The organism is Mesorhizobium sp. B4-1-1 (genome assembly GCF_006439375.1).
In the GTDB taxonomy this organism is placed as follows: domain Bacteria; phylum Pseudomonadota; class Alphaproteobacteria; order Rhizobiales; family Rhizobiaceae; genus Mesorhizobium.
Window position 1 is genome coordinate 74,467 of record NZ_VFTH01000021.1, and the last position, 22,865, is coordinate 97,331.

Consider the following 22,865-nt stretch of genomic DNA (forward strand, 5'->3'; position numbering starts at 1 on the left):
AGGCAGGCTGCGCCCAATGACCGAACAGCCGCCAGCCGTCGTTTCGGCAAGCAAGCTCGGCCTCACCTTCCAGACCAATGACGGTCCGGTGCAGGCGCTCTCCAATGTCGATCTGACCATCCGCAAAGGCGAATTCGTCTCCTTCATCGGCCCGTCCGGCTGCGGCAAGACCACCTTGCTGCGTGTTATCGCCGACCTGGAGAAGGCAACCTCGGGCGCGATCTCCGTCAATGGCATGACGCCAGATCAGGCGCGCGAGAAACGCGCCTATGGCTATGTGTTCCAGGCGGCGGCCCTGTTCCCGTGGCGCACGATCGAGCGCAATGTGGCGCTGCCGCTGGAGATCATCGGTCTCTCCCAGGCCGAGCAGGCCGAGCGCATCAAGCGCACGATGGAGCTGGTAAACCTCTCGGGCTTCGAGAAGAAATATCCCTGGCAGCTTTCCGGCGGCATGCAGCAGCGCGCCTCGATCGCACGTGCTCTCGCCTTCGATGCCGACCTGCTTTTGATGGACGAGCCGTTCGGCGCGCTCGATGAGATCGTGCGCGACCATCTGAACGAACAGCTTCTGGAACTATGGGAGCGCACCAACAAGACGATCTGCTTCGTCACCCATTCGATCCCCGAGGCTGTGTATCTCTCGACGCGCATCGTGGTGATGTCGCCGCGGCCCGGCCGCGTCACCGACATCATCGAATCGACGCTGCCGAGGAAGCGGCCGCTCGACATCCGTGAGACGCCGGAATTCCTGGCGATCGCCGCGCGGGTGCGGGATGGCTTGAGGGCAGGGCACAGCTATGATGATTGAGGGGCGGGAGGATGAGCTCTCTCCTCTCCCCTCCGGGGAGAGGGTGGCCGCGCAGCGGCCGGGTGAGGGGACGGCCACTCGCGCCTTCGTCATCCTAGGGCGGAGCAGGCGCGCCACCCCGCGTGTTAAGGAAGCCGGCCACCGCGATTTCGTCATCCTAGGGCGTAGCGACGCGAAGCGGAGCGCAGACCCTGGGACCCATTCCGTGACGCTGGTCGAAGGGTCAAAACGATGCAGAATGGCCGCTAAACGCCGCAGGGCGAAAGGTGCCTTGTTCCGCACCGTTGCGGAACGGAGGGGTAACGGCATGGATCCTAGGGTCTGCGCCGCGTCGCTTCGCTCCTTGCTCCGCCCTAGGATGACGAAGGCGTGTGGCCCGCGAGGCGCCGTGAATGGATAACTTCCGCTCGAAAATCATCCCCGTCAGCACCATCCTCGCCGGCGTGGTAATCCTCTGGTATGTCTTTGCCGTCATCCTCAACGCGCCGTTCCAGCGCGACCTCGACCGCCGAGCCAAGGAGACGCCCGGCACCGTCGAGTTCATCGGCAAGACGCTTTTGCAGCCGAAGCCGACGCTGCCGGCGCCGCACCAGGTGGCGGTGAACTTCTTCGAAAACACCTTTTTGCGATCCGTCACGTCGAACCGCAGCCTGGTCTACAACGCCTGGGTGACACTGTCCTCGACACTGCTCGGCTTTGCCTTCGGCACGGCGCTCGGCATCTTGATTGCGGTGGGTATCGTGCATGTGGCGACGCTCGACCGCAGCCTGATGCCCTGGATCATCGCTTCGCAGACCATTCCGATCCTGGCGGTGGCGCCGATGATCATCGTGGTGCTGGCGGCGATCGGCATCACCGGCCTGATCCCCAAGGCGCTGATCTCGACCTATCTGTCGTTCTTTCCGGTCGCCGTCGGCATGGTGAAGGGCCTGCGCTCCCCCGAGCTCATGCATCTCGATCTTATGCATACCTATAACGCCAGCGCCTCGCAGACATTCTGGAAGCTCAGGGTGCCGGCCTCGGTGCCGTTCCTGTTCACCTCGATGAAGGTGGCGGTGGCGGCAAGCCTTGTCGGGGCCATCGTCGGCGAGCTGCCGACCGGAGCGGTCGCCGGTATCGGCGCGAAGCTGCTCGCCGGCGCCTATTACAGCCAGACCATCGATATCTGGTCGGCCCTGGTTGCGGGCTCGATCGTCGCGGCGCTGCTGGTGATGGTCGTCGGCATTGCCGGCCGCCTCGTCGACCGCGCCATGGGCGGGAGGCCGGCATGAGCTGGTTGAAACCGTCCTGGCAACCGGTGCTGGCGATTGCGCTGTGCCTCATCGCCTTCGCGCTCGGCGCAATGTCGAAGCCGGAAGCCGCCGCGCTGGCGAAGCCGGCCGCAACGCTGGCCTATCCCTATATGGGCGCGAAGGGTTTGATCATCGGGCTGTTGCTCATCGCGGCACTGGTCTCGATGGTGCGGCTCACGCCGATCGTTGAGGCTATTCTGCTGTTCGTCGGCGCCCATGCCGCAGCCTGGCTTTTGATCAAGGGCATAGCCGGTTTCGAAGGCACGGCGCTGGCGCCGTATTTCCTGCTGCTTGCCGCCGCCTGGCTGCTTGCCTGGCGCTGTGTCGCCTTGCTGTCGTCACTACGCCCCGCGCAGGGCTGGGCGAAGACTGCGCTGCGCCTGATCATCCCGGCGATCTTCGGTGCCTGGATCCTGATCATCTGGGAAGCGGTGACGCGCGGCGCCGGCATCCCCTTCATCCTGTTGCCGCCGCCAAGCGCCATCGGCGCGCGTATCGCCAACTCGCTGCCGGTCCTGGGGTCGGACGTGCGCCAGACGATCTTCAAGGCGGTGCTGATCGGCTACATCGTCGGCAACCTCGCCGGCTTTATCGTCGCCATCCTCGCCGACCGCGTGCCGTTCCTGCGGCGCGGCCTGCTGCCGATCGGCAATATGGTTTCGGCGCTGCCGATCATCGGCGTCGCGCCGATCATGGTCATGTGGTTCGGCTTCGACTGGCCGTCCAAGGCCGCGGTCGTCATCATCATGACCTTCTTCCCGATGCTGGTGAACACGGTCGCCGGGCTGGCCGCATCCGGGCATATGGAACGCGACCTCATGAGCACTTATGCATCGGGCTATTGGCCGACCTTGCTCAAGCTCAGGCTGCCGGCCGCAATGCCGTTCATCTTCAATGCGCTGAAGATCAACTCGACGCTGGCGCTGATCGGCGCCATCGTCGCGGAGTTCTTCGGCACGCCGGTAGTCGGCATGGGATTCCGCATCTCTACGGAAGTCGGGCGGATGAACATCGACATGGTGTGGGCCGAAATCGCAGTTGCAGCACTTGCGGGTTCGGTCTTTTATGGCGTGGTCGCTCTCATCGAGAGAGCCGTCACGTTTTGGCATCCCTCTGTCCGAGGTGGATAGGGGCGGTGGGTTTGGGTACTAACTTCAGAGGGTAATAACATGAAAAGACTGCTGATTTCTGCTTTGGCCGGCGCCATGTCGCTGGCCGCCTTCCAGGCGATGGCCGCCGACAAGGTGACACTGCAATTGAAATGGGTAACGCAGGCCCAGTTCGCCGGCTACTATGTCGCCAAGGCCAAGGGCTTCTATGACGCCGAAGGCCTCGACGTCGACATCAAGCCGGGCGGTCCCGACATCGCGCCCGAGCAGGTGATCGCCGGCGGCGGCGCCGACGTCATCGTCGACTGGATGGGCGGGGCGCTCGCCGCCCGCGACAAGGGCGTGATGCTCGTCAACATCGCCCAGCCGTTCAAGAAGGCGGGCATGGAACTGGTCTGCCCCAAGGACGGACCGATCAAGACGGAAGCCGACTTCAAGGGCCACACGCTCGGCGTCTGGTTCTTCGGCAACGAATATCCGTTCTACGCCTGGATGAACAAGATCGGCCTCAAGACCGATGGCGGCCCTGACGGCGTCACCGTGCTCAAGCAGAGCTTCGACGTGCAGCCGCTGATCCAGAAGCAGGCCGACTGCATCTCGGTGATGACCTATAACGAATACGGCCAGGTGCTGGATGCCGGCTACAAGCCGGAAGACCTCACCGTCTTCAACTACTCCGCCATGGGCAACGACCTGTTGGAGGACGGGCTCTATACGCTCGAGGAGAAGCTCAAGGATCCGGCCTTCGAGGACAAGATGGTGCGCTTCGTGCGCGCCTCGATGAAGGGTTGGAAATACGCCACGGAGAACACCGACGAGGCGGCCGGAATCGTCGTCGATGCCGGCGGCCAGGACGAGAACCACCAGAAGTTCATGATGAAGGAAGTGGCCAAGCTGATCGACAATGCCGACGGCAAGCTGATCCCGGCCGCTTACGAGCGCACCGCCAAGGCGCTGCTCGACCAGAAGATCATCAGCAAGGAGGCGAGCGGCGCCTACACGACCGCGATCACCGACAAGGCGATCAAGTAAGCTCCGTTCTCGACGCGGAAGCTGGAAAGGGGCGGGCGACCGCCCCTTTTTCTTGGGTCGCGGTAAAATAATTGTGTGCCGGGATACATCCGGGCACCCAACCGTTGCATCGATGCATCCGCGCGCCGGGGAGCCGTGTAGGATGCTGCAACCAACGGAGGTTCTCATGCGCATCCTATCCGTGCCGATGCTCTCGGCTTTAGCCGTCTCGACCGCCTTTCTCCTCGCATCGCCGGCCATGGCCGAGACGATAAAGTTCAAGGCGACGCTCGACGGCGGCCAACAGAGCCCGCCCGTGACCACCAAGGGCAAGGGAACCGCCACATTCACCTTCGACAGCACAAGCAAGAAGCTCAGCTGGAACGTCAAATATTCCGGCCTCAGCGGGCCTGCCGTGGCCGCCCACATCCACGGACCGGCAGACATGGGCGCGAACGCGGATCCGGTGATCCCGTTCAAGAAGCTGAAAAGCCCGATCAAGGGGTCGGCGACGCTGACCGACGCGCAGGCAGCCGACCTCGAGGCCGGCAAATACTACGTCAACGTCCACACCGCCAAGAACAAGGACGGCGAGATCCGCGGCCAGATCGAGAAGGCAATGTAGCGCCCGATAGGATCGCGATCAATTCGGACGTCGGCGCAAGGAGCTCTGCCTATGCCTTTGTCGACGCTCAAGCCTTCTCACGGATTTGCGTCAGCGTGCGGGTCGGCGTGATCGCCTCGGGATCGAGCTTGATCTCGACGATCGCCGGCTTGCCGCTGGCGCGCGCGCGCTCGAAGGCGGGCGCGAAGTCGGCGGTCTTTTCGACCGTTTCGCCATGGCCGCCATAGGCGCGGGCCAGCGCAGCGAAGTCCGGGTTCTTGAGCTCGGTGGCGACGACACGGCTTGGATACTCCCGCTCCTGATGCATGCGGATCGTGCCGTAAATGCCGTTGTTGACGACGATCACGATGATCGGCAGGTCATACTGGACAGCCGTCGCGAACTCCTGGCCGTTCATCAGGAAGCAGCCGTCGCCGGCGAAGGCAACCACGGTGCGATCCGGAAAAAGCGACTTGGCGGCAACGGCCGCCGGCGTGCCGTAGCCCATCGAGCCGGACGTGGGCGCCGCCTGCGTGCCGAAGCGGCGGGAGCGGTAGAAGCGATGCACCCAGGTGGCGTAGTTGCCGGCGCCGTTGGTGAGGATGGCATCCTCCGGCAGGACCTTTCCCAGATAGTCCATGATCGGGCCAATCTGGACTGGGCCAGGGCCGGTCTGGGGCGGCGTCGACCATTCGAGATAGGCGGCGTGCGCGTTTTCCGTTTCGGCCGCCCAGGTGGGCTTGGCCGTTGGCCTGCGCTTGGCGAAAGCCTCGACGAAGGCGGCGGGCGAAGCGTTGATCGCCACTGTCGGCCGGTAGACGCGGCCGAGCTCGCCGGCATCGGCATGGATATGCACCAGCGCCTGGTCCGGGTAGGGGCTCTTCAGCAGCGTGTAGTCGGAAGACGGCATCTCGCCCAGGCGGCCGCCGAGTAAGAGCACGACATCGGCCTGCTTGATCCGCTCCGCCAGCTTCGGATTGATGCCGATGCCGACATCGCCGGCGTAGTTCGGATGGAGATGGTCGAACAGCATCTGGCGGCGGAAGGAGCAGCCGACCGGCAGCGACCAGGTCTCGGCGATCGTGCGCATATGCGCCACGGCTTCCTCGTTCCAGCGCGTGCCGCCCAGAATGACGAAAGGACGCTTGGCATTGCTCAGCAACATCTCCAGCGCATCGAGCTCGGCCTCGCCTGGACGCGTCTCGACAGGCGTGTGCGGCAGGGCTTCCGGAGCCTCGACCTCGCTGGTCAGCATGTCTTCCGGCAGCGAGATGACCACAGGGCCCGGGCGGCCGGAGGTCGCGACCGCGAAGGCGCGGGTGACGAATTCCGGAATGCGCGCGGCATCGTCGATCTCGACCACCCATTTGGCGATGTCGCCAAAGAAGCGCTTGTAGTCGACCTCCTGGAATGCCTCGCGCTCCTTGGCGTGGCTGGCGACCTGGCCGATGAACAGGATCAGCGGCACCGAATCCTGCATGGCGATATGGATGCCGGCCGAGGCATTGGTGGCGCCGGGGCCGCGGGTGACGAAGCAGATGCCGGGCTTGCCGGTCAGCCGACCCTGGCAGTCGGCCATCATCGCGGCGCCCCCTTCCTGGCGGCAGACGATGGTGCGGATCGAAGAGTCATGCAGCGCGTCGAGCACCGCGAGATAGGATTCGCCCGGAACGCAGAAGATGCGGTCGGTGCCGTTCGCTTCGAGCGCCTCGACGATCAGTTGTCCGCCTGTCTTCATTTTGCTCTCTCCAATTCGGCAAGGATTTCGTCCGTGTGCTCGCCAAGGCGCGGCGAAGGGCGCTCATAGACGAGCGGCGTGCCCGACATCACCATCGGCGCGCGCACCGAGGGCAGGCGATTGCCGTGGCCGTCGTCGAGGTCGAGCCGCATGCCGCGCGCGATGGTCTGCGGATCGGCGAACATCTGCCCGATCGTGTTGATCGGGCTCGCCGGCACGCCGGCGGCTTCCAGCTTCGCCAGCAACGGATCGCGATCGAACGCCGCCAGCGTCTCGACGATCCGCTCGCGCAGCTTCACGCGGTTGGCGACGCGGGCAGGGTTGGTGGCGAAATCCGGATTGGCGGGCAGGTCGGCGATGCCGACGGCGGCGCAGAACTTGCCGAACTGCCCGTCATTGCCGACCGCGAGGATGATGTGGCCGTCCCTCACCGGCAGGACTTCGTAGGGGGCGATGTTCATATGCGCATTGCCCATCTGCACCGGCGACTTGCCCGAGACCAGATAGTTGAGGTTCTGGTTGCCGAGCGCCGAAATCTGGCTGTCGTAGAGCGCCATGTCGACATGCTGGCCCTCGCCGGTCTTTTCGGCATGGCGAAGTGCGGCCTGGATGGCGACCACGGAATAGAGGCCGGTGAAGAGATCCGAGATGGCGACGCCGGCCTTCTGCGGCTCGCGGCCGGGCTCGCCGGTGATCGACATCATGCCGGCCATGGCCTGGATGATGAAATCGTAACCCGCGCGGGGCGCATAGGGTCCATTCTGGCCGAAGCCTGTGATCGAGCAATAGACAAGCCGCGGATTGATCGCCTTCAGGCTTTCGTAGTCGAGGCCGTATTTCTTCAGGCCGCCGAGCTTGAAGTTTTCGATCAGCACGTCGGCCGTGGCGATCAGCCTGCGCAGCGTCTCGGCACCCTCGGGCTTGGAGAAATCGACGGCGATGGAACGCTTGCCGCGGTTGCAGGCATGGTAATAGGCGGCCGAAAGGTTCTCGCCGTCATGGCTCATGACGAAAGGCGGACCCCATTTGCGGGTATCGTCGCCGCCATCCGGACTTTCGACCTTGATGACATCGGCGCCGAGATCGGCCAGCAATTGCCCGGCCCAGGGGCCGGCCAGGATGCGGGCAAGTTCGATAACGCGGATGCCTTTCAGCGGAGGGGCGGTCATGGATCACCGTGTTCTAACGAAACGCAGGCTCTAGCAACACGCACCGGCCGTGTCACGACCCATACGATAGGCCACGCCGGATCAGGATTTCAGCACGCCGTCGGCCCAAGCGGCGAAATCATTCATGACGGAGTCGCGGTTGATCTCGTTCAGGCTTTCATGGCGGGTTTCCGGATAAACCTTTGAAACCAGATTCGAAAAGCCCAATGCCCGCATGCGCTTTGCCAGGTGATTGACGGCCTTGCCGTAGTCCGACGCGGGGTCCTTCTCGCCGCCGACAAGGTTGACGAAGAGATCGCGCCGGACGCCGGCAAAGCTCTGGTCCTTGCCGCCATGAAGCGCCATGGTGACCACATCGCGCCACATCGAGACCGACGCATCCCAGCCGCAGAGCGGATCGGCGACATATTTGTCGACCTCGACCGGGTCGCGCGACAGCCAGTCGAACAAAGTCCGGTGGCCGGGCACCGCCTTGCCCCAGGCCTGGAAGGTGAGCTTGGGCAAAAGCCGAGACGGCACGTCGGAGCCCAGCCGCATCCGCTCCCAGCCGAGGATGCCCAACGCCAGCTGACCGAGCAGGCCCTGCGAGAAATTGCCGTTCCAGATCGCTGCGGCATGGACACGCTCGGAGTGGCGCAGGACAAAGTTCAGCGCGATAGATGCGCCGAGCGAATGGCCGAAGATGATGACCGGCAAGCCGGGATGCTCGGCCGCGATCAGGTCGTGAACGGCATCGACGTCGGCGATCACCTTGGCGATGCCGTCGCCGTCGGCGAATTTGCCGAGCGGCGCGTCGGGCGCCTTCGTCGCGCCATGGCCGCGATGGTCATGGGCATAGACGTGGAATCCGCGTGGCCCCAGGAAATCGGCAAAGCGGGCGTAACGCGCCGCGTGCTCGGCCAGGCCATGGTTGATCTGGATCACGGCGCGCGGATTTCCGGCGGCTTCTTTCACATAAAGGTTGAGGTCGGCCCCGGTCGGTGAAGCCAGCCTGGTCTGTCTCTCGAATGGCATGTCTCGCTCCCTCGGCGACTGTTGGGCGAGGCGTTTGCCGGCGTCAAGAGGATGAGCGCGCTTGCCGAGATGCTACGCCGGCAATCCGTCATCTCGCAGAGGCACTCAGGGCACTTGCGAATACGCCGACGGAAGCGCTCAGCTGGGGATTGTTTTTTCGCGCGGTGAAAAAGATCGCAATTCTGACACGCCGGCTGTTCTAGTGTGACGAATCCAATACGGTTCAATGATCGCCGGGAGAGCGGGATGCGGGTTTGGGCATTGTGGGGTTCGATGGTGCTGACGACGCTGGCCGGTGCCGGCACGGCGCATGCCGACGTCAAGATGAGCGGCACCTTCGTGGCCGACAGCGGCTGTCCAGCGACGCAGGCCATCAAGAGTGGCAAGAACCCCGGCAATGTCTCGACCGAGGCCGGCAAGAGCTACGAGCTGCTTGCCGGCAACAAGGACGAGCCCACGCACTACCTCATCCAGGTGCCGGGTGCCGATCCCGAGCGGCGCTGGGTGAAGATCAGCTGCGGCCATGTCACCGGCGGCGGCGCGTCGGTCACGCCGGCGCCTGCCGGCCAGACTAAGCCGTCATCGTCTGCCTCCGAAAAACCCGAATATGTCTTTGCGCTGAGCTGGCAGCCGGCTTTCTGCGAGACCAAGGCAAGCAAGCCCGAATGCAAGGCGCAGAACCCGAGCGAGTTCGACGCCTCGCACTTCACGTTGCATGGGCTGTGGCCGCAGCCGAACGGCAATTTCTATTGCCAGGTCTCGGCGGGCGACAAGGCCAATGACAATCCGTCGCATTGGGCAGACCTGCCGCCGGTCGATCTCGACGCAAAGACGCGTGCCGAACTCGACCAGGTGATGCCGGGCACGGCTTCCAGGCTCGAGCGCCACGAATGGATCAAGCATGGCACCTGCTACGGCAAGAGCCCGCAGGACTATTTCTCAGACGCGCTGAACCTGATGCGGGCGGTGAACGCCTCGACGGTGCGCGACCTCTTCAACAAGAACATCGGCAAGCAATTGACCTCGGACCAGATCCGCGGGGCCTTCAACGAAGCCTTCGGTCCCGGCGCAGGCGACCGCGTGCGCGTGTCCTGCCTGGTCGACCCGTCGAGCGGCCGGCGCCTGATCGGCGAGATCACGCTCGGCTTGTCCGGCCCGGTTGGCCCGGACAGCAAGCTCGCCGATCTCCTGATGGCGTCCGCGCCGACGGCCAAGGCTGGCTGCCCGAAGGGCACGGTCGACGCGATCGGCTTTCAGTAGGCGGCAATTAATTCCTTGATCAGGCCGTTCTTTTGTCAGCCCGACCCTGTCAGGCTGATCTGGGGGCCGCCTGCAGGATGATCGCCTCGCTGCCGGGCTCGCCGACCCACGCGGTCGCGGCCGCTAAGCTTGACCTTGTAGAGGCGCTGGTCGGCCAGCGCGAAGATGTCGGCGAGGCAGCGCGTCGTCTCGCCGACGGTGGAGACGTTTTGAACGCGAATGGTTAACCACTGATTTCACGCTACGGCCGGCGGCGGCGAAAAGCCGTGGGCGGAGTCGGGGGCGCAAACCGGCGAATCCGCACCGTTTGGCCGCCGGCGTGCCGAAAGCGATTGCCGTTCGGCGCTTCATCGCCTACATAGCGCGCAACCCCCATCCACCTTGACACTTCAGTTCCAGGGAAAGCGCGCGTGGCTCGCCAGTTCATCTATCACATGTCAGGCCTGTCGAAGGCCTATGGCACCAAGAAGGTGCTCGATAACGTTCACCTGTCCTTCTATCCGGACGCCAAGATCGGCATTCTCGGCCCCAACGGCTCGGGCAAGTCGACGATCCTGCGCATCATGGCCGGGCTCGACAAAGAGTTCCAGGGCGAGGCGTGGCTGGCCGAGGGCGCAACCGTCGGCTATCTCCCTCAGGAGCCGCAACTCGATCCGAACAAGACCGTGATGGAAAACGTCATGGAAGGCGTCGCCAGGAAGACGGCTATCATCGAGCGCTACAACGAACTGATGATGAACTATTCCGACGAGACGGCCGATGAGTCGGCCAAGCTCCAGGACGAGATGGATCGCCTGAACCTGTGGGACCTCGAGCAGCAGGTCGAGATGGCGATGGACGCGCTGCAGTGCCCGCCAGGCGATTCCGAGGTGACGAACCTTTCAGGCGGCGAGCGCCGCCGCGTCGCGCTTTGCCAGCTTCTGTTGCGCCAGCCGGATCTGCTGCTGCTCGACGAACCGACCAACCATCTCGACGCAGAGACCACGGCGTGGCTGGAAAAGCACCTGCGCGACTATCCGGGCTCGGTGCTGATCATCACCCACGACCGCTACTTCCTGGACAACGTGACCGGCTGGATCCTCGAACTCGATCGCGGCCGCGGCATTCCCTACGAGGGCAACTACACCAAATATCTCGACGCCAAGGCCAAGCGCCTGATCCAGGAAGGCCGCGAGGACGACGCTCGCCAGAAGTCGATCTGGCGCGAGCGCGAGTGGATCCAGTCCTCGCCCAAGGCGCGTCAGACCAAGTCCAAGGCGCGTATCAAGGCCTATGAGGAGTTGGTCGAGCAGTCGCAGAACCGCAAGCCGACCGACACGCAGATCGTCATTCCGTCGAGCGAGCGTCTCGGCAACGTCGTCATCGAGGTCGAAGGCCTCAACAAGGGCTTCGGCGACGAGCTTTTGATCGAGAACCTGTCGTTCAGGCTGCCGCCGGGGGGCATCGTCGGTGTCATCGGCCCGAACGGCGCCGGCAAGACGACGCTGTTCAAGACCTTCACCGGCCAGGAAAAGCCGGATGCGGGCACCGTGCGCATCGGCGAGACGGTCAAGCTCGGCTATGTCGACCAGAGCCGCGATGCGCTCGATGGCAACAAAACCGTATGGGAAGAAATTTCCGGCGGCGCCGAAATCATCAAGCTCGGCAAGCACGAGATCAACAGCCGCGCCTATTGCTCGTCCTTCAACTTCCGCGGCGGCGACCAACAGCAGAAGGTCGGCAACCTCTCCGGCGGTCAGCGCAACCGCGTCCACCTGGCCAAGATGCTGAAGGGCGGCGGCAACGTGCTTCTGCTCGACGAGCCGACCAACGACCTCGACACCGAAACGCTGGGCGCGCTGGAAGACGCGCTCGAAGCCTATGCCGGTTGCGCCGTCATCATCAGCCACGATCGCATGTTCCTCGACCGTATGGCCACTCACATGCTGGCCTTCGAAGGCAACGCGCATGTCGAATGGTTCGAAGGCAATTTCGAGGAATATGAGAAGGATAAGCTGCGTCGCCTGGGCGCCGAAGCGGCGGCCCCGCACCGCATGACGCACAAGCGGCTGACGCGGTAGCATCAGTCTGCAGGGGCGGCGAACAGGGCGAGGTTCTCACATGACCGACTGGTCCGCCGTCCAGTATCTGAAGTTCGAGGATGAGCGCACGCGGCCCGCGCGGGATCTGGCGGCGCAAGTCCCGGTCGATTTTCCGCGCCGCGTCGTCGATATCGGTTGTGGGCCGGGCAACTCGACCGAGCTTCTGGTCGAGCGCTGGCCGGATGCTGAGGTCAGCGGCTTCGACACCTCGCCCGACATGATCGAGGAGGCGCGGGCGCGGCTGCCGAATGTCAATTTCGAGCTGGCGGACGCGGCCAAGTGGCAGCCTGAGCATCCCGTCGACGTCATCTTCGCCAATGCCGTCTTCCAGTGGCTGCCGGAACATCCGGCGGTGTTCCAGCGGCTGATGGGGCTATTGGCGCCGGGCGGCGCCCTGGCCGTTCAGATGCCGGACAATCTCGGCGAAGCCTCGCACCAGCTGATGCGCGAAACCGCTGCGGAAGTGCCGTTTGCGGCCAAGCTCAAGGGCGCCGCGCGCGGGCCACTGCCGCCAGTGTCCTTCTACTACGATCTTCTGTCGCCGCTCGCCGACCGTCTCGACATCTGGCACACCGTCTACAACCATCCGCTGGCCGATGCCGAGGCGATCGTCGAATGGGTCAAGGCGACCGGCCTGAAGCCCTTCCTCGATCCGCTCGATGCGGATGAGAAGAACCTGTTCCTTGACAGCTATACCGCCAAGATCGCCAAGGCCTATCCAAAGACGGCGAACGGCAAGGTGCTTCTGCGCTTCCCGCGGATATTCATCGTCGCCAAACGCGTCTAGGTTCCCCCGCTTCCGAGGCGCTTGACCGGTTCGCGCCGTCATGCGCATTTCATCCGTCTGGACGATGGTCGACTATCCCACAGGGAAGGACCACGGGGCAGGGGGTGAGCGATGACATTGGGCAAGACGGGTCTCGCATGCGGCCTGTGCATGACCGCGCTGATTTCTTTTTCCATCGCCGCCAAGGCCAAGCCGGCACGCTGCTTCACCACGGATGACGGCTATTATCCGTGCAACTACAAGGCCTTGGACGGCAAAGGCAGCTTCCGCGTCTCGGCACCGGGCTATCCCACGATCACGCTTGAAATCGACCAACCGGGCTTTGCCTTCGGCTATGCCAGGTTCGGCAGCCGCAACCGATCGCTGCCCGGGCAGTTCGTGCGCAGCCGCGACGACGGCGCCTGCTGGAACAATCCGCAGACCAACACCAAGGTCTGCGCCTGGTGAACGCCTACCGGGAAGCCCGTGATTTAAGCTGGCATAAACCGGGCAAATGCGACAAGGGTTGCGCCGGGCCATTTCCGCGCCCACATCAAAGCCCGTCACGCCCGGGCCTCGGATGGATTGGACATGCATCGCGTCATCATCAGCGGCATCGGCGCCGAAATCCCTGAACCCGTCATCACCAATGAAGAGCTGGTCGAAAGCTTCAACAGCTGGGTCGACACCGAGAATGCGCGCCGCGCCGACACCGGCGAGCCGCTTTTGCAGAAATCGGACAGCGACTTCATCGTGCACGCCTCGGGTGTGAAGAGCCGCCATGTCGTCGAGCGCGAGGGCATCCTCGATCCGACCCGCATGTCGCCGCGCATTCCGGCACGGCCGGACGACGCGCTGTCATTGGAGGCGGAGTTCGGCATCGCCTCGGCCAGGAAGGCGCTTGCCCATGCCGGGGTCGACGGATCGGACATCGACCTGGTGATCTGCTCGGCCTCGCATCACCAGCGGCCCTATCCGGCCATCGCCATCGAGATGCAGGAGGCGCTTGGCACCAAAGGCGCCGGCTTCGACATGGGGCTTGGCTGCTCTTCCGCCGCTGCGGCGCTGCATGTCGCCGTCAACCTGGTGAGAGCGGGGGCGCACAAGCGCATCCTGGTGTCGACGCCCGAAATCATCACCGGCCATCTCAACTTCCGCGACCGGCAGACGCATTTCATCTTCGGCGACGCCTCGGTCGCCATGGTCGTCGAGGGACTGGCGCAGGGCGAAAAGCGGCCGGGGCGTTTCGAGGTGCTCGACACGCGCACCTGGACGCAGATGTCGAACAACATCCGCACCAATCTCGGTTACCATACCCGCACGGCCCAGGACGATCCCTACACGATCAACCTGGAAGGCAACCTCATCAAGCAGGTCGGCAACAAGGTGTTCAAGGAAGTCACCGTCGCCGGCCAGAAATTCATCGTCGAATTCCTGGCCGAGCACGGGCTGACGCCGGAGGGCATTCGGCGCTTCTGGCTGCACCAAGCCAATGCGCGCATGAATGCGATGATCCTGAAATTGTCCTTCGGCCACGACGTCGACCATGACCGCGCGCCGATGGTCTTGGAGCGGCTCGGCAACACGGCTGGCGCCGGCGCGATCGTGGCGCTGTCGGAGAACCATGCCGACATGAAGGCCGGCGATTTCGGCCTGATCTGCGCTTTCGGCGCCGGCTATTCGATCGGCGGCGCGCTGTTGCGCATGCTTTGAGGATGTGTTGAAATTCAGATCAGGCCGAGTCGAAAACATCGGGTTTCGAGAACCGGAGCGGAGCGTACTTAAAGTACGTGAGCACCGGAAGCGCAGGAACCCGTTGTTTGCAGACCGGGCTCATCTGAATGTCAGCACATCCTTCAGGCCGGCGCGAACGGTACCAGCATCGGCACGCGCCTGGCGTACTCGTCATAAGCGGGGCCGAGCTCGCGCCGCAGGAAGCTCTCTTCCAGCCTCGCCTTGACGACGACGCCCACGAGGAGCAGGGCGGCGCCGGCTATGCCCCAGACCGTGCCCTTGACCGCCATGGTGGCAAGGACCGAAAGCATTAGGCCGGTGTAGATCGGGTGACGGACGAGGCCATAGGGGCCGGTATCGATCACCCGATGATCGGCCTTGGCGGTGACGTTGGCCGACCACAAGCGGCCGAGATGCAGCCGGGCCCACCAGGCGAAAGCGATGCCGATGGCGATCAGGGCGACGCAGATCCAGGCTTCGGTGAGCGTCGGCATCCAGAGCCGCGGCCGACCGACATAGCCGTGCGCCGGCACGAACAAGAGGACGGTGCCGGCCAGCCAAAGGACCCGGTAGCGTGCCTCCGACTTGATATCCGCGCGCTTTTGCGCGGGGTCGGCCCAGGAGGCGGCAAGAAGCCAGGACACCAGCCAGAACAGCCAGAGTGCGGCGACAGCTTGTCCAACCTGCATGATCGAACCTTCCCGATTGCGCGCGTGACCGTCTATGCAGCCGTCGCGGCAGCATTGCGGCCTGGGACGCCCGACGAAAGGGGATTTATGGTAAGAAGGTCGTGATCGCCATCAAGTGGCGTGATCGGATCATCAGCGCTTTCGACTGGACCGCATTCTTCGGCACCATTAGACCAATGGCATGCAGGAAACGAACCTGGAACTTTTTCCCGTAGCGGAACCGGCGGTCGACATCGCGCCGGGCCGCAAGCTGACGGCAAAGGCAGCGGCGCTCTATGCCGCTCCGCACGATCATTTCGAAACGAGGGCGGTCGAGGCGTTGCGGCTCGGCTTCGACGGCATCGCGGGCGACTTCCATGCCGGAACGACGCGGCGTTCCGGCGGACGCGAGCCCTGGTACCCGCGAGGCACCGAGATGCGCAACGAGCGGCAATTGTCGCTCGTCGCCGCGGACGAGCTTGCCATCGTCGCCCAGCGCATGGGGCTCGATGAGATCAAGCCGGAGTGGATCGGCGCCAACCTCCTGGTCGAAGGCGTGCCGCAGCTTTCGATGCTGCCGGCCGGCTCGTTGCTGTTCTTCAAGGGTGGGGTGACGATCAAGGTCGACGGGCAGAATAAGCCCTGCCGCGTTGCCGGACAGTCGATCGCCGAGCATGTCGGCGCCGCGGATCACAATGCCACCTCGCTGCTCTTTCCCAAGGAGGCGAAACGGCTGCGCGGCCTTGTCGCCTGGGTCGAGAAGCCGGGCGTCATCAGGGCCGGCGAGGAGATCTCGGTGCGGGTGCCGGAGCAGTGGATTTACCCGGCTTGAGGCATGCTGATATTCAGGTGAGGTCGGCCTGCGAACGGCAGTTTCCTGCGCTTCCGGTACTCACGTGCCCAAACGCACGCTCCGTCCGGTTCTCGGAACCCACCGTTCTCGACTCGCCCTGACCTGAATCTCAACATCCCTCGGCGGGCTTAGGTACCGCCAAAGAGTGTTAGCTCTTCCGGTTCTTGTTGGCGCCCTGGGCCATCACCGAGACATGGTCCCACTTTTCCCAGGTGGCGATGCGGCTGGCGTATTCCTGCCTGATCATCGGCAGGCCGCCATCGCCGAAGAAGACCCTGAGCGGCGGCTCGGCGGCATCGACGATCGCCAGCATCGCCGGGCCGGTCGCCTGCGGATCGCCGGCCGCGGAACGGCTGCGGCGCTCGGCCATCGCCGCGCGAACCGGCTCATAGACATCCAGCGGCTTGGAGACCTTGGCCGACGGCCCCGCCCAGTCCGTCGAGAAACCGCCAGGCTCAACCAGGGTCACATGGATGCCGAACTCCGCGACTTCGAGGCTGAGCGACTGACTGAAGGCTTCCAGCGCCCATTTCGAGGCGTGGTAAAGGCCGATCGAGGCGAAGGCGTTGACGCCGCCGATCGAGGATATCTGGATGATGTGGCCGGAACGCTGCGCCCGCATGATGGGCAGCGCGGCTTGCGTCACCCAAAGCGCGCCGAAGACGTTGGTCTCGATCTGGTCGCGCGCTTCCTGCTCGGTGACTTCCTCGATGGCGCCGAAATGGCCGTAGCCTGCATTGTTGATGACGACGTCGAGCCGACCGAAACGCTTGTGCGCTTCGGAAATCGCGGCGTCGACCGCTTGTTTGTCGGTGACGTCGAGCTCAATGGCGGCGACGTTGCCGCCATATTTCTCGACGAGACCGGCAAGCGTGCCGGCATCGCGGGCGGTGGCGGCGACGTGGTCGCCACGGGCGAGCGCGGCCTCGGCCCAGACGCGGCCGAAACCCTTCGACGATCCGGTGATGAACCAAACCTTATCAGTCATGATGCGCTGTCCTTGCCCAGAGGGCGATGAATTCGGAGGAATAAACGGAGGAATCTCCGTTTATTCCATGTACGGCGCCGCCGCCGTTTTTCCAGAGGCGGCACCCGAATTAATTGGCGGGATGCGGCGTAGAGGGCCCAGGCGCCTATTCGTCCTCGTCGTCTTCCTCGAGCAACCGTGTCGCCCGCCAGTGGGTAAGCACCTCATTGGTCCGCCCGATCACGAAGAAGCGCGCCGAATCCCGGTCATAGCCCTCGGCCAGCAACTTCTCGTAGTCGGTATGGACATGGCGGACATGGGCGATGGTCGCCAGCCACACCGCGATCGTCGGCGGCAGGGTCTTCATGTGCACGGAACCGGCGTCGGCGCGGATCTTTTCCATGTCGGCATAGGGCGCAAGCGGCAAGAGCGCGGTCAGCGCCTTGGCGATGGCGCGGCGGCGGCCGGTGGGAGCGCTCATTTCTCGTCGCGCCCGGCGATGGTCGCCTCGGGAAATGCGTCGGTCGACGCGTAGTAGGGCTTGATGTCGATGACCGGCGTGCCGTCGAGCACATCGATGGCATCGATCTCAAGCCGGCCGGCCTCGATGTCGAAAGCGACGAGCTTGGCCACATGCAGGCCGACAGGGTTCGGCCGGGCAGGGGAGCGCAGCGAGAAAACGCCTTTCGGTTCAGCGGCATGGCGGGGTTTCTGCACAATCAGATTCCGCGGCGCGTGCTGGAGCCAGGACAAGATGACGATGTGGCTGGCGCGTTCCAGGTTTTGCAGCCCCGGGCGGTAGGGCTCGTCGATCAGTATCGTCGCGGCCCGCCCGGTTTCCCGGGCGGCGCGCATGTTCTTCGGGCACTCCTCGCGGACCGCCCAGGGCGAGACAATGCGGCCGATGAAGACGACATGGCCGTCCGGCCGCAGTTGCGCCGGGTCGGCCGCAAGAAGCGTTTCACCTTGGCGCGTCTCAAACATCCTGTTTATCCCCGGAAGAACCGCTTGCTCGGCGCGGATCGCGGCTGCGCCATTTTCTTGTCCGGAAGCGACATAGCGCTTGCCAGGGTTTTAAAATCGACATAAACATATCTTTATATCTTTCAACGAGAACCCGCTCATGCATGTCTCGCTCGACACAATGGTAGATACATTGAAGGCGGCGGCCGAATCCAGCCGGCTGCGCATCCTGGTGCTGCTTTCGCGCGGCGATCTTACCGTCTCCGACCTCACGGAGATCCTTGGACAGTCGCAGCCGCGGGTCTCGCGTCATCTGAAGCTGCTGCTCGATGCCGGGCTGATCGGCCGCTACCAGGAAGGGTCCTGGGCCTTCTTCAGGCTGACCGATACGGATAATTCGCGCGATTTCGTACAGCGTCTGGTCTCGGCCATAAGAGAGGCCGATCCGCAGGTGGTGCGCGATCTCGAGCGTTTGGCGGCGGTGAAGCGCAAAAGGCAGGACCGGGCCGCCGAATATTTCTCCGAGAATGCCGCGAGCTGGGATCACATCCGCTCGCTGCATGTGCCGGACCGGGCGGTGGAAGCGGCGCTCATCAAGCTTGTCGGCAAGCGGCCGTTCCAGTCGATGCTCGATCTCGGCACCGGCACCGGCCGGCTGCTCGAAATCTTTGCGCCGCTCTACCGGCGCGGCGTCGGCATCGACATGTCGCGCGAGATGCTGACCGTGGCGCGCGCCAATCTCGACAAGGCCGGTATCGCCAATGCACAGGTGCGCCAGGGCGATATCTTCTCGCCGCCGGTCGAGCGCAACGCCTTCGACCTCGTCACCATCCATCAGGTGCTGCACTATCTCGACGATCCGGCCCGGGCGATCGCCGAAGCGGCGAGGCTGCTGCGGCCATCAGGCCGACTGATCGTCGTCGACTTCGCGCCACACGCGCTTGAATTCCTGCGCGACCAGCACGCTCACATGCGGCTCGGCTTTTCCGACCGGCAGATTTCGGAATGGTTCGGGGAGGCCGGCCTCGACCTCGAGGACAGCCAGGAATTCGAGCCGCGTGGCGGCAACGAGGCAAGGCTCACCGTCAAGCTCTGGCTCGGCCGGGACCGCCGGCTGCTGATCGCCGATCCATCCAACGATTCCTTGCCAGTAAGGGAAACAGCCTGATGAACCAGTTCCGCTTTTCCCGCCGTCCCGACATCGGCGACAAGGTCAGGGTCTCGTTCGAATTCTTCCCGCCGAAAACCGACGAGATGGAAGCGAGGCTCTGGGACACGGTCACAAGGCTGGAGCCGCTCAAGCCCAAATTCGTCTCGGTGACCTATGGCGCCGGCGGCTCGACTCGCGAGCGCACGGCGCGCACGGTCAAGCGCATCCTCAACGAGACGTCGCTGACGCCCGCGGCGCATATGACCTGCGTCGATGCCGCCCGCGATCAGGTCGACACGGTCATCCGCGAGTTCGCCGACATGGGCGTCAAACGCTTCGTGGCGCTGCGCGGCGATCCGGCGGCCGGTGTGGGGACAAGCTACCGTCCGCATTCCGACGGCTACGCCAATGGCGCCGAACTGGTCGGTGCGCTGAAGAGCGTCGGCGATTTCGACATCTCGGTGTCGGCCTATCCGGAGAAGCATCCGGAAAGCCCTGACTTCGCCACCGACATCGACATGCTGAAGCGCAAGGTCGACAATGGCGCGACGCGGGCGATCACCCAGTTCTTCTTCGACAACGATCTTTACGAGCGCTATGTCGAGCGGGCGCGCCGCGCCGGCATCTATATCCCGATCGTGCCGGGCATCCTGCCGGTGCACAATTTCACCCAGGTCGCCAATTTCTCGTCGCGTTGCGGGGCGCTGGTGCCGGCATGGCTCGCCGAGCGCTTCGAAGGGCTGGAGAACGACCCGCAGACGCACGCGCTGGTGGCTTCGGCCGTGGCGGCCGAACAGGTGCTCGACCTTGTCGAGCGCGGCGTTGGCGATTTCCATTTCTACACGATGAACCGTGCCGATCTCGTCTTTGCCGTCTGCCACATGATCGGCATCCGCTCGCATGAGGCGGAGGCGGCCGGTTCGGCCGCGGCTTGAGCCCGGCGGAAACGGAAAAGGCCGGGTAGAACCCGGCCTTTTCGAACTGTTTGGACTATTCTCGGTGCTGGTCTTCCCGGCTTTGGCGGGTCAGGGAAGAACGCCTATGATAAGGGCACCGATGAATGCGAATGCGGCACAAATCATCAAAGCGTTGATCGGCCTCGTCAGTCCCATGCCATAGCCTCCTCTTCAGAGCTATGGCAGGAGTCTAGGGTCATTTGTGCCACAGGCAAGCGGAAAACGTGCTGCAATGCGACATGATTGTGGAATTTGCGACCGGGAATTTGCCATTAGCCGTTGAAACTCTTCGGCAAAAACCGGCTCAGGGGTTGTGAATAAATTGTGGCGGCGGTGTGGCATGATACCGCTACCATTTGCCGAACAATCGCCCATCGATGGTGATGAGGCCGAGTCCGATCAGCGTCATGCCGCCGACCTCGAACAGCGCCAGCCGCTCGCCGAGGAACAGGAAGCCGAGCAGCACCGCGCTGACCGGCACGACGAGGGTGACCAGCGAGGCATTGGTGGCGCCGGCCGAGGCGACGAGGTTGAAATAGAGGATGTAGGCGAAGGCGGTGGACAGCAGCGCCAGGCCCAGCACCGCGGCCCAGACGGGTGGCGAGGCCGAGAACAACCCCGCCGGACCATAGGCAATCAGCACGATGGGGGTCATGATGATGGTCGATGCGGTCAACTGCCCGGTGGCGATGACGGGCGAAGGAATGCCCTTGAAGCGGCGCGCGATCATCAGGGCGACGGCGTAGGAGAGCGAAGCGCCGATCAATGCGAACTTGGCCCAGACCGGTCCGCCGAGCCCGGCAAGCAGGCCAGGTCCGATCATCACCGCAGTGCCGGCGACACCGAGAGCGATGCCGGCCAGCTTGTTCAAGGACAGCTTCTCGTCGGTGGTGAGCGCGTTGGCCAGGATCAGCGTCCAGAACGGCGTCGTCGCGTTGAGCACCGAGGCGACGCCGGCGCCGAGTTGCGTCTGGCCGGCGAAAATCAGCGAGAACGGTATGACATTGTTGGTGAGCGCCAGCAGAAAGAACAGGCCGGTATGCGGGAAGGCGAGCCGGAACGAAGGGCCGCGGATCGCCAGATAGAGATGAAGTGCTGCCGCGGCGATGGCGACGCGGAAGAGCACCAGCGCCAGCGGGTGGATTTCCGACACTGCAATGCGGGCAAAGAAGAACGAACCGCCCCAGATCGCGCCGAGCAGGAGAAGCTGCGCCCAATCCTTGAGCGCCATCGGTCCGCGCGTCGGCGCGGCGCCGGCCGTAGTCGACATGTCCTGTTCCTCCCGGAGCCAATCGCAATCTCAGCCCGTCAGACATCTCAACAACCGTTATCGGGTTCGGCGGCAAGAGCCACCCGAAACCTGACCGGTGGTTTAGCGTTGGCAAGAAGTGCGGCCGGCCGCGCGGTATGGCGAGACACAGAACTGTTTTCTTTGGCGGCTAGCTAGGATTAATTGTGCGCGCTCCAGACCTGAGGATTCGTCCATGCAGCGATTCGAAAATGCCCGTGAGGCGGCACTGACGCTTCGTCCGGACGACCCGGTCTACTGTTTCCGCCCGCAGGTGCTGAAGGCGGATGCCTTGCAGTTCATGGGGATGTTCCCCGGCAAGACCGCTTATGCGGTGAAGACCAATGGCGAGCAGATCGTGCTGAAGACATTGGTCGAGGCCGGCGTCAGCACTTTCGACGTCGCTTCGCCGGGCGAGTTCGCCGCCGTGCGCGCGGTCTCGGCGGATGCCGAGATGCTCTACATGCATCCGGTCAAGGCGCAGTCGGACATCAAGCTGGCGCTGGAAAAGTACGGCATCCGGGTGATCTCGCTCGACCATGAGGACGAGATCACCAAGCTGACGCGCGTTGTGCGGGCGCTCGATATCGATCCGGGCGCCATCACCGTCTTCGTGCGCATCCAGACCAAGGGCCATGCGGCCTACGAATTGTCGAAGAAATTCGGCGCCGGGCCGGCCAACGCGATCGAGCTTGCCGAGCGGCTGAACCGCACCGGCTACAAGGTGGGGCTCTGCTTCCATGTCGGCAGCCAGATCGAGGATCCCGATACCTATGAACGGGCGCTCGCCTCGGCCGACTGGGTGCGCAACCGCTTGACCTTCGACATTGCCGGGCTCGATGTGGGCGGCGGTTTTCCCGCCGAATACGGCCACGATCCCAATCGCAAGCAGGTCGAGATGCCGTCGCTCGGCCAACTGATGTCGCGGCTTGCCGGCGACCTGAAAGAGTATCAGTTCGACCAGATGCCGCTGGTGGCCGAGCCCGGCCGCGTGATCGTGGCGCGCTGCCTGTCGCTGATCGTGCGGGTGCTGTTGCGCAAGGGCAAGCGGCTCTACATCAACGATGGCATCTGGGCCTCGCTGTCGGATTCATGGACCGGCAAGATCACGCTGCCGGCCCGCTTCATCCCCGATCCGGCGATCCGCACGCGCAATGGCGACGAAAACACCATCGTGCCGTTCAAGGTCTGCGGCGCGACCTGCGATTCCGTCGACATCCTGTCCAGGCCATTCTGGCTGCCGGAAACAGTCGACACCGGCGACTGGATCGAGATCGGCCATATCGGCGCCTACTCGCTGTCGCTCAGGACGCGTTTCAACGGCTTTTACCCCGACACTTTCGTCGAGGTGACGACGCCGTTCGACGAAGGCGACGCGCCGCAGGGCTTTGCCAGTCTGGAGACGATGGCGGATTAGTGAATAGTGAATAGTGA

General features: G+C 63.9%; 22 protein-coding genes. 14 read left to right on the forward strand and 8 right to left on the reverse strand.

Annotation, left to right across the window (positions count from 1 at the left end):
• The first annotated feature begins 16 nt into the window (after positions 1 to 16).
• The 5 genes from FJW10_RS24590 to FJW10_RS24610 all read left to right on the forward strand — a co-directional run bounded on the left by FJW10_RS24590 (position 17) and on the right by FJW10_RS24610 (position 4,845).
• Complete coding sequence (locus tag FJW10_RS24590; RefSeq protein ID WP_140901992.1) at positions 17 to 808, forward strand: ABC transporter ATP-binding protein; 792 nt, start codon at positions 17 to 19, stop codon at positions 806 to 808.
• A 392-nt stretch (positions 809 to 1,200) separates the two neighbouring features.
• Positions 1,201 to 2,079 carry an ABC transporter permease gene (locus FJW10_RS24595; protein ID WP_140901993.1) on the forward strand — a complete coding sequence of 293 codons (879 nt, stop codon included), beginning with the start codon at positions 1,201 to 1,203 and terminating at the stop codon, positions 2,077 to 2,079.
• Positions 2,076 to 3,230, forward strand: coding sequence for an ABC transporter permease (locus FJW10_RS24600; protein ID WP_140901994.1), 1,155 nt, complete (start codon positions 2,076 to 2,078; stop codon positions 3,228 to 3,230). Before FJW10_RS24595 ends, FJW10_RS24600 begins: the two co-directional genes overlap by 4 nt.
• A gap of 39 nt (positions 3,231 to 3,269) precedes the next feature.
• On the forward strand, positions 3,270 to 4,241 hold the full coding sequence (locus FJW10_RS24605) for an ABC transporter substrate-binding protein (protein WP_140828914.1): 972 nt from the start codon (positions 3,270 to 3,272) through the stop codon (positions 4,239 to 4,241).
• Positions 4,242 to 4,407: 166 nt separating this feature from the next.
• Positions 4,408 to 4,845, forward strand: coding sequence for a CHRD domain-containing protein (locus FJW10_RS24610; protein WP_140901995.1), 438 nt, complete (start codon positions 4,408 to 4,410; stop codon positions 4,843 to 4,845).
• A gap of 67 nt (positions 4,846 to 4,912) precedes the next feature.
• Here FJW10_RS24610 and FJW10_RS24615 read toward each other — a convergent pair whose 3' ends face one another.
• From FJW10_RS24615 to FJW10_RS24625, 3 genes are all read right to left on the reverse strand, one after another.
• Positions 4,913 to 6,562: a thiamine pyrophosphate-binding protein gene (locus tag FJW10_RS24615; protein ID WP_140901996.1), complete on the reverse strand. Its 1,650-nt coding sequence runs from the start codon at positions 6,560 to 6,562 to the stop codon at positions 4,913 to 4,915.
• Complete coding sequence (locus FJW10_RS24620; RefSeq protein WP_140901997.1) at positions 6,559 to 7,731, reverse strand: CaiB/BaiF CoA-transferase family protein; 1,173 nt, start codon at positions 7,729 to 7,731, stop codon at positions 6,559 to 6,561. Before FJW10_RS24620 ends, FJW10_RS24615 begins: the two co-directional genes overlap by 4 nt.
• A gap of 81 nt (positions 7,732 to 7,812) precedes the next feature.
• Complete coding sequence (locus FJW10_RS24625) at positions 7,813 to 8,745, reverse strand: alpha/beta hydrolase (RefSeq protein ID WP_140901998.1); 933 nt, start codon at positions 8,743 to 8,745, stop codon at positions 7,813 to 7,815.
• A gap of 246 nt (positions 8,746 to 8,991) precedes the next feature.
• On the opposite strand from FJW10_RS24625, the gene FJW10_RS24630 reads away from it, so the two are divergent.
• The 5 genes from FJW10_RS24630 to FJW10_RS24655 all read left to right on the forward strand — a co-directional run bounded on the left by FJW10_RS24630 (position 8,992) and on the right by FJW10_RS24655 (position 14,565).
• A complete protein-coding gene (locus FJW10_RS24630; protein ID WP_140901999.1) occupies positions 8,992 to 10,005 on the forward strand; it encodes a ribonuclease in 1,014 nt (337 codons plus the stop codon).
• Positions 10,006 to 10,415: 410 nt separating this feature from the next.
• The gene (ettA, locus tag FJW10_RS24640; RefSeq protein ID WP_140902000.1) at positions 10,416 to 12,065 is read left to right on the forward strand and encodes an energy-dependent translational throttle protein EttA; all 1,650 of its coding nucleotides are present in this window, start codon (positions 10,416 to 10,418) and stop codon (positions 12,063 to 12,065) included.
• A gap of 40 nt (positions 12,066 to 12,105) precedes the next feature.
• Positions 12,106 to 12,873, forward strand: a complete 768-nt coding sequence (gene tam / locus FJW10_RS24645; RefSeq protein WP_140902001.1) for a trans-aconitate 2-methyltransferase — start codon at positions 12,106 to 12,108, stop codon at positions 12,871 to 12,873.
• A 111-nt stretch (positions 12,874 to 12,984) separates the two neighbouring features.
• A complete protein-coding gene (locus FJW10_RS24650; RefSeq protein WP_140902002.1) occupies positions 12,985 to 13,320 on the forward strand; it encodes a hypothetical protein in 336 nt (111 codons plus the stop codon).
• 123 nt (positions 13,321 to 13,443) lie between these two features.
• The gene (locus FJW10_RS24655; RefSeq protein ID WP_140902003.1) at positions 13,444 to 14,565 is read left to right on the forward strand and encodes a beta-ketoacyl-ACP synthase III; all 1,122 of its coding nucleotides are present in this window, start codon (positions 13,444 to 13,446) and stop codon (positions 14,563 to 14,565) included.
• 143 nt (positions 14,566 to 14,708) lie between these two features.
• Here the strand turns inward: FJW10_RS24655 and FJW10_RS24660 are convergent, their stop codons facing one another.
• Positions 14,709 to 15,275, reverse strand: a complete 567-nt coding sequence (locus tag FJW10_RS24660) for an isoprenylcysteine carboxylmethyltransferase family protein (protein WP_140902004.1) — start codon at positions 15,273 to 15,275, stop codon at positions 14,709 to 14,711.
• A gap of 181 nt (positions 15,276 to 15,456) precedes the next feature.
• On the opposite strand from FJW10_RS24660, the gene FJW10_RS24665 reads away from it, so the two are divergent.
• Positions 15,457 to 16,086 (forward strand): MOSC domain-containing protein, encoded by a 630-nt coding sequence (locus tag FJW10_RS24665; protein ID WP_140902005.1) that lies wholly within the window; start codon positions 15,457 to 15,459, stop codon positions 16,084 to 16,086.
• A 169-nt stretch (positions 16,087 to 16,255) separates the two neighbouring features.
• Here FJW10_RS24665 and FJW10_RS24670 read toward each other — a convergent pair whose 3' ends face one another.
• From FJW10_RS24670 to tsaA, 3 genes are all read right to left on the reverse strand, one after another.
• A complete protein-coding gene (locus tag FJW10_RS24670) occupies positions 16,256 to 17,095 on the reverse strand; it encodes an SDR family oxidoreductase (RefSeq protein ID WP_140902006.1) in 840 nt (279 codons plus the stop codon).
• A 145-nt stretch (positions 17,096 to 17,240) separates the two neighbouring features.
• Complete coding sequence (locus FJW10_RS24675; protein WP_140828934.1) at positions 17,241 to 17,555, reverse strand: DUF2293 domain-containing protein; 315 nt, start codon at positions 17,553 to 17,555, stop codon at positions 17,241 to 17,243.
• On the reverse strand, positions 17,552 to 18,058 hold the full coding sequence (gene tsaA / locus FJW10_RS24680; protein ID WP_140902007.1) for a tRNA (N6-threonylcarbamoyladenosine(37)-N6)-methyltransferase TrmO: 507 nt from the start codon (positions 18,056 to 18,058) through the stop codon (positions 17,552 to 17,554). Before tsaA ends, FJW10_RS24675 begins: the two co-directional genes overlap by 4 nt.
• 139 nt (positions 18,059 to 18,197) lie before the next feature.
• On the opposite strand from tsaA, the gene FJW10_RS24685 reads away from it, so the two are divergent.
• Positions 18,198 to 19,205, forward strand: coding sequence for a metalloregulator ArsR/SmtB family transcription factor (locus FJW10_RS24685; RefSeq protein WP_140647576.1), 1,008 nt, complete (start codon positions 18,198 to 18,200; stop codon positions 19,203 to 19,205).
• The gene (metF, locus tag FJW10_RS24690; RefSeq protein WP_140902008.1) at positions 19,205 to 20,122 is read left to right on the forward strand and encodes a methylenetetrahydrofolate reductase [NAD(P)H]; all 918 of its coding nucleotides are present in this window, start codon (positions 19,205 to 19,207) and stop codon (positions 20,120 to 20,122) included. The genes FJW10_RS24685 and metF overlap by 1 nt, the downstream gene beginning before the upstream one ends.
• A 370-nt stretch (positions 20,123 to 20,492) precedes the next feature.
• On the opposite strand, the gene FJW10_RS24695 is transcribed toward metF, so the two are convergent.
• Positions 20,493 to 21,413, reverse strand: coding sequence for a DMT family transporter (locus tag FJW10_RS24695; RefSeq protein WP_140902009.1), 921 nt, complete (start codon positions 21,411 to 21,413; stop codon positions 20,493 to 20,495).
• A gap of 214 nt (positions 21,414 to 21,627) precedes the next feature.
• On the opposite strand from FJW10_RS24695, the gene FJW10_RS24700 reads away from it, so the two are divergent.
• Complete coding sequence (locus FJW10_RS24700; protein WP_140902010.1) at positions 21,628 to 22,848, forward strand: alanine racemase; 1,221 nt, start codon at positions 21,628 to 21,630, stop codon at positions 22,846 to 22,848.
• The last annotated feature ends 17 nt before the right edge of the window (positions 22,849 to 22,865 follow it).

What these genes read in the sequence shown, in the direction of transcription:
- FJW10_RS24590 (WP_140901992.1), top strand. Translation starts at nt 17, where the DNA reads ATGACCGAACAGCCGCCAGCCGTCGTTTCGGCAAGCAAGCTCGGCCTC.
- FJW10_RS24595 (WP_140901993.1), top strand. Translation starts at nt 1,201, where the DNA reads ATGGATAACTTCCGCTCGAAAATCATCCCCGTCAGCACCATCCTCGCC.
- FJW10_RS24600 (WP_140901994.1), top strand. Translation starts at nt 2,076, where the DNA reads ATGAGCTGGTTGAAACCGTCCTGGCAACCGGTGCTGGCGATTGCGCTG.
- FJW10_RS24605 (WP_140828914.1), top strand. Translation starts at nt 3,270, where the DNA reads ATGAAAAGACTGCTGATTTCTGCTTTGGCCGGCGCCATGTCGCTGGCC.
- FJW10_RS24610 (WP_140901995.1), top strand. Translation starts at nt 4,408, where the DNA reads ATGCGCATCCTATCCGTGCCGATGCTCTCGGCTTTAGCCGTCTCGACC.
- FJW10_RS24615 (WP_140901996.1), bottom strand. Translation starts at nt 6,562, where the DNA reads ATGAAGACAGGCGGACAACTGATCGTCGAGGCGCTCGAAGCGAACGGC.
- FJW10_RS24620 (WP_140901997.1), bottom strand. Translation starts at nt 7,731, where the DNA reads ATGACCGCCCCTCCGCTGAAAGGCATCCGCGTTATCGAACTTGCCCGC.
- FJW10_RS24625 (WP_140901998.1), bottom strand. Translation starts at nt 8,745, where the DNA reads ATGCCATTCGAGAGACAGACCAGGCTGGCTTCACCGACCGGGGCCGAC.
- FJW10_RS24630 (WP_140901999.1), top strand. Translation starts at nt 8,992, where the DNA reads ATGCGGGTTTGGGCATTGTGGGGTTCGATGGTGCTGACGACGCTGGCC.
- tam (WP_140902001.1), top strand. Translation starts at nt 12,106, where the DNA reads ATGACCGACTGGTCCGCCGTCCAGTATCTGAAGTTCGAGGATGAGCGC.
- FJW10_RS24650 (WP_140902002.1), top strand. Translation starts at nt 12,985, where the DNA reads ATGACATTGGGCAAGACGGGTCTCGCATGCGGCCTGTGCATGACCGCG.
- FJW10_RS24655 (WP_140902003.1), top strand. Translation starts at nt 13,444, where the DNA reads ATGCATCGCGTCATCATCAGCGGCATCGGCGCCGAAATCCCTGAACCC.
- FJW10_RS24660 (WP_140902004.1), bottom strand. Translation starts at nt 15,275, where the DNA reads ATGCAGGTTGGACAAGCTGTCGCCGCACTCTGGCTGTTCTGGCTGGTG.
- FJW10_RS24665 (WP_140902005.1), top strand. Translation starts at nt 15,457, where the DNA reads ATGCAGGAAACGAACCTGGAACTTTTTCCCGTAGCGGAACCGGCGGTC.
- FJW10_RS24670 (WP_140902006.1), bottom strand. Translation starts at nt 17,095, where the DNA reads ATGACTGATAAGGTTTGGTTCATCACCGGATCGTCGAAGGGTTTCGGC.
- FJW10_RS24675 (WP_140828934.1), bottom strand. Translation starts at nt 17,555, where the DNA reads ATGAGCGCTCCCACCGGCCGCCGCCGCGCCATCGCCAAGGCGCTGACC.
- tsaA (WP_140902007.1), bottom strand. Translation starts at nt 18,058, where the DNA reads ATGTTTGAGACGCGCCAAGGTGAAACGCTTCTTGCGGCCGACCCGGCG.
- FJW10_RS24685 (WP_140647576.1), top strand. Translation starts at nt 18,198, where the DNA reads ATGCATGTCTCGCTCGACACAATGGTAGATACATTGAAGGCGGCGGCC.
- metF (WP_140902008.1), top strand. Translation starts at nt 19,205, where the DNA reads ATGAACCAGTTCCGCTTTTCCCGCCGTCCCGACATCGGCGACAAGGTC.
- FJW10_RS24695 (WP_140902009.1), bottom strand. Translation starts at nt 21,413, where the DNA reads ATGTCGACTACGGCCGGCGCCGCGCCGACGCGCGGACCGATGGCGCTC.
- FJW10_RS24700 (WP_140902010.1), top strand. Translation starts at nt 21,628, where the DNA reads ATGCAGCGATTCGAAAATGCCCGTGAGGCGGCACTGACGCTTCGTCCG.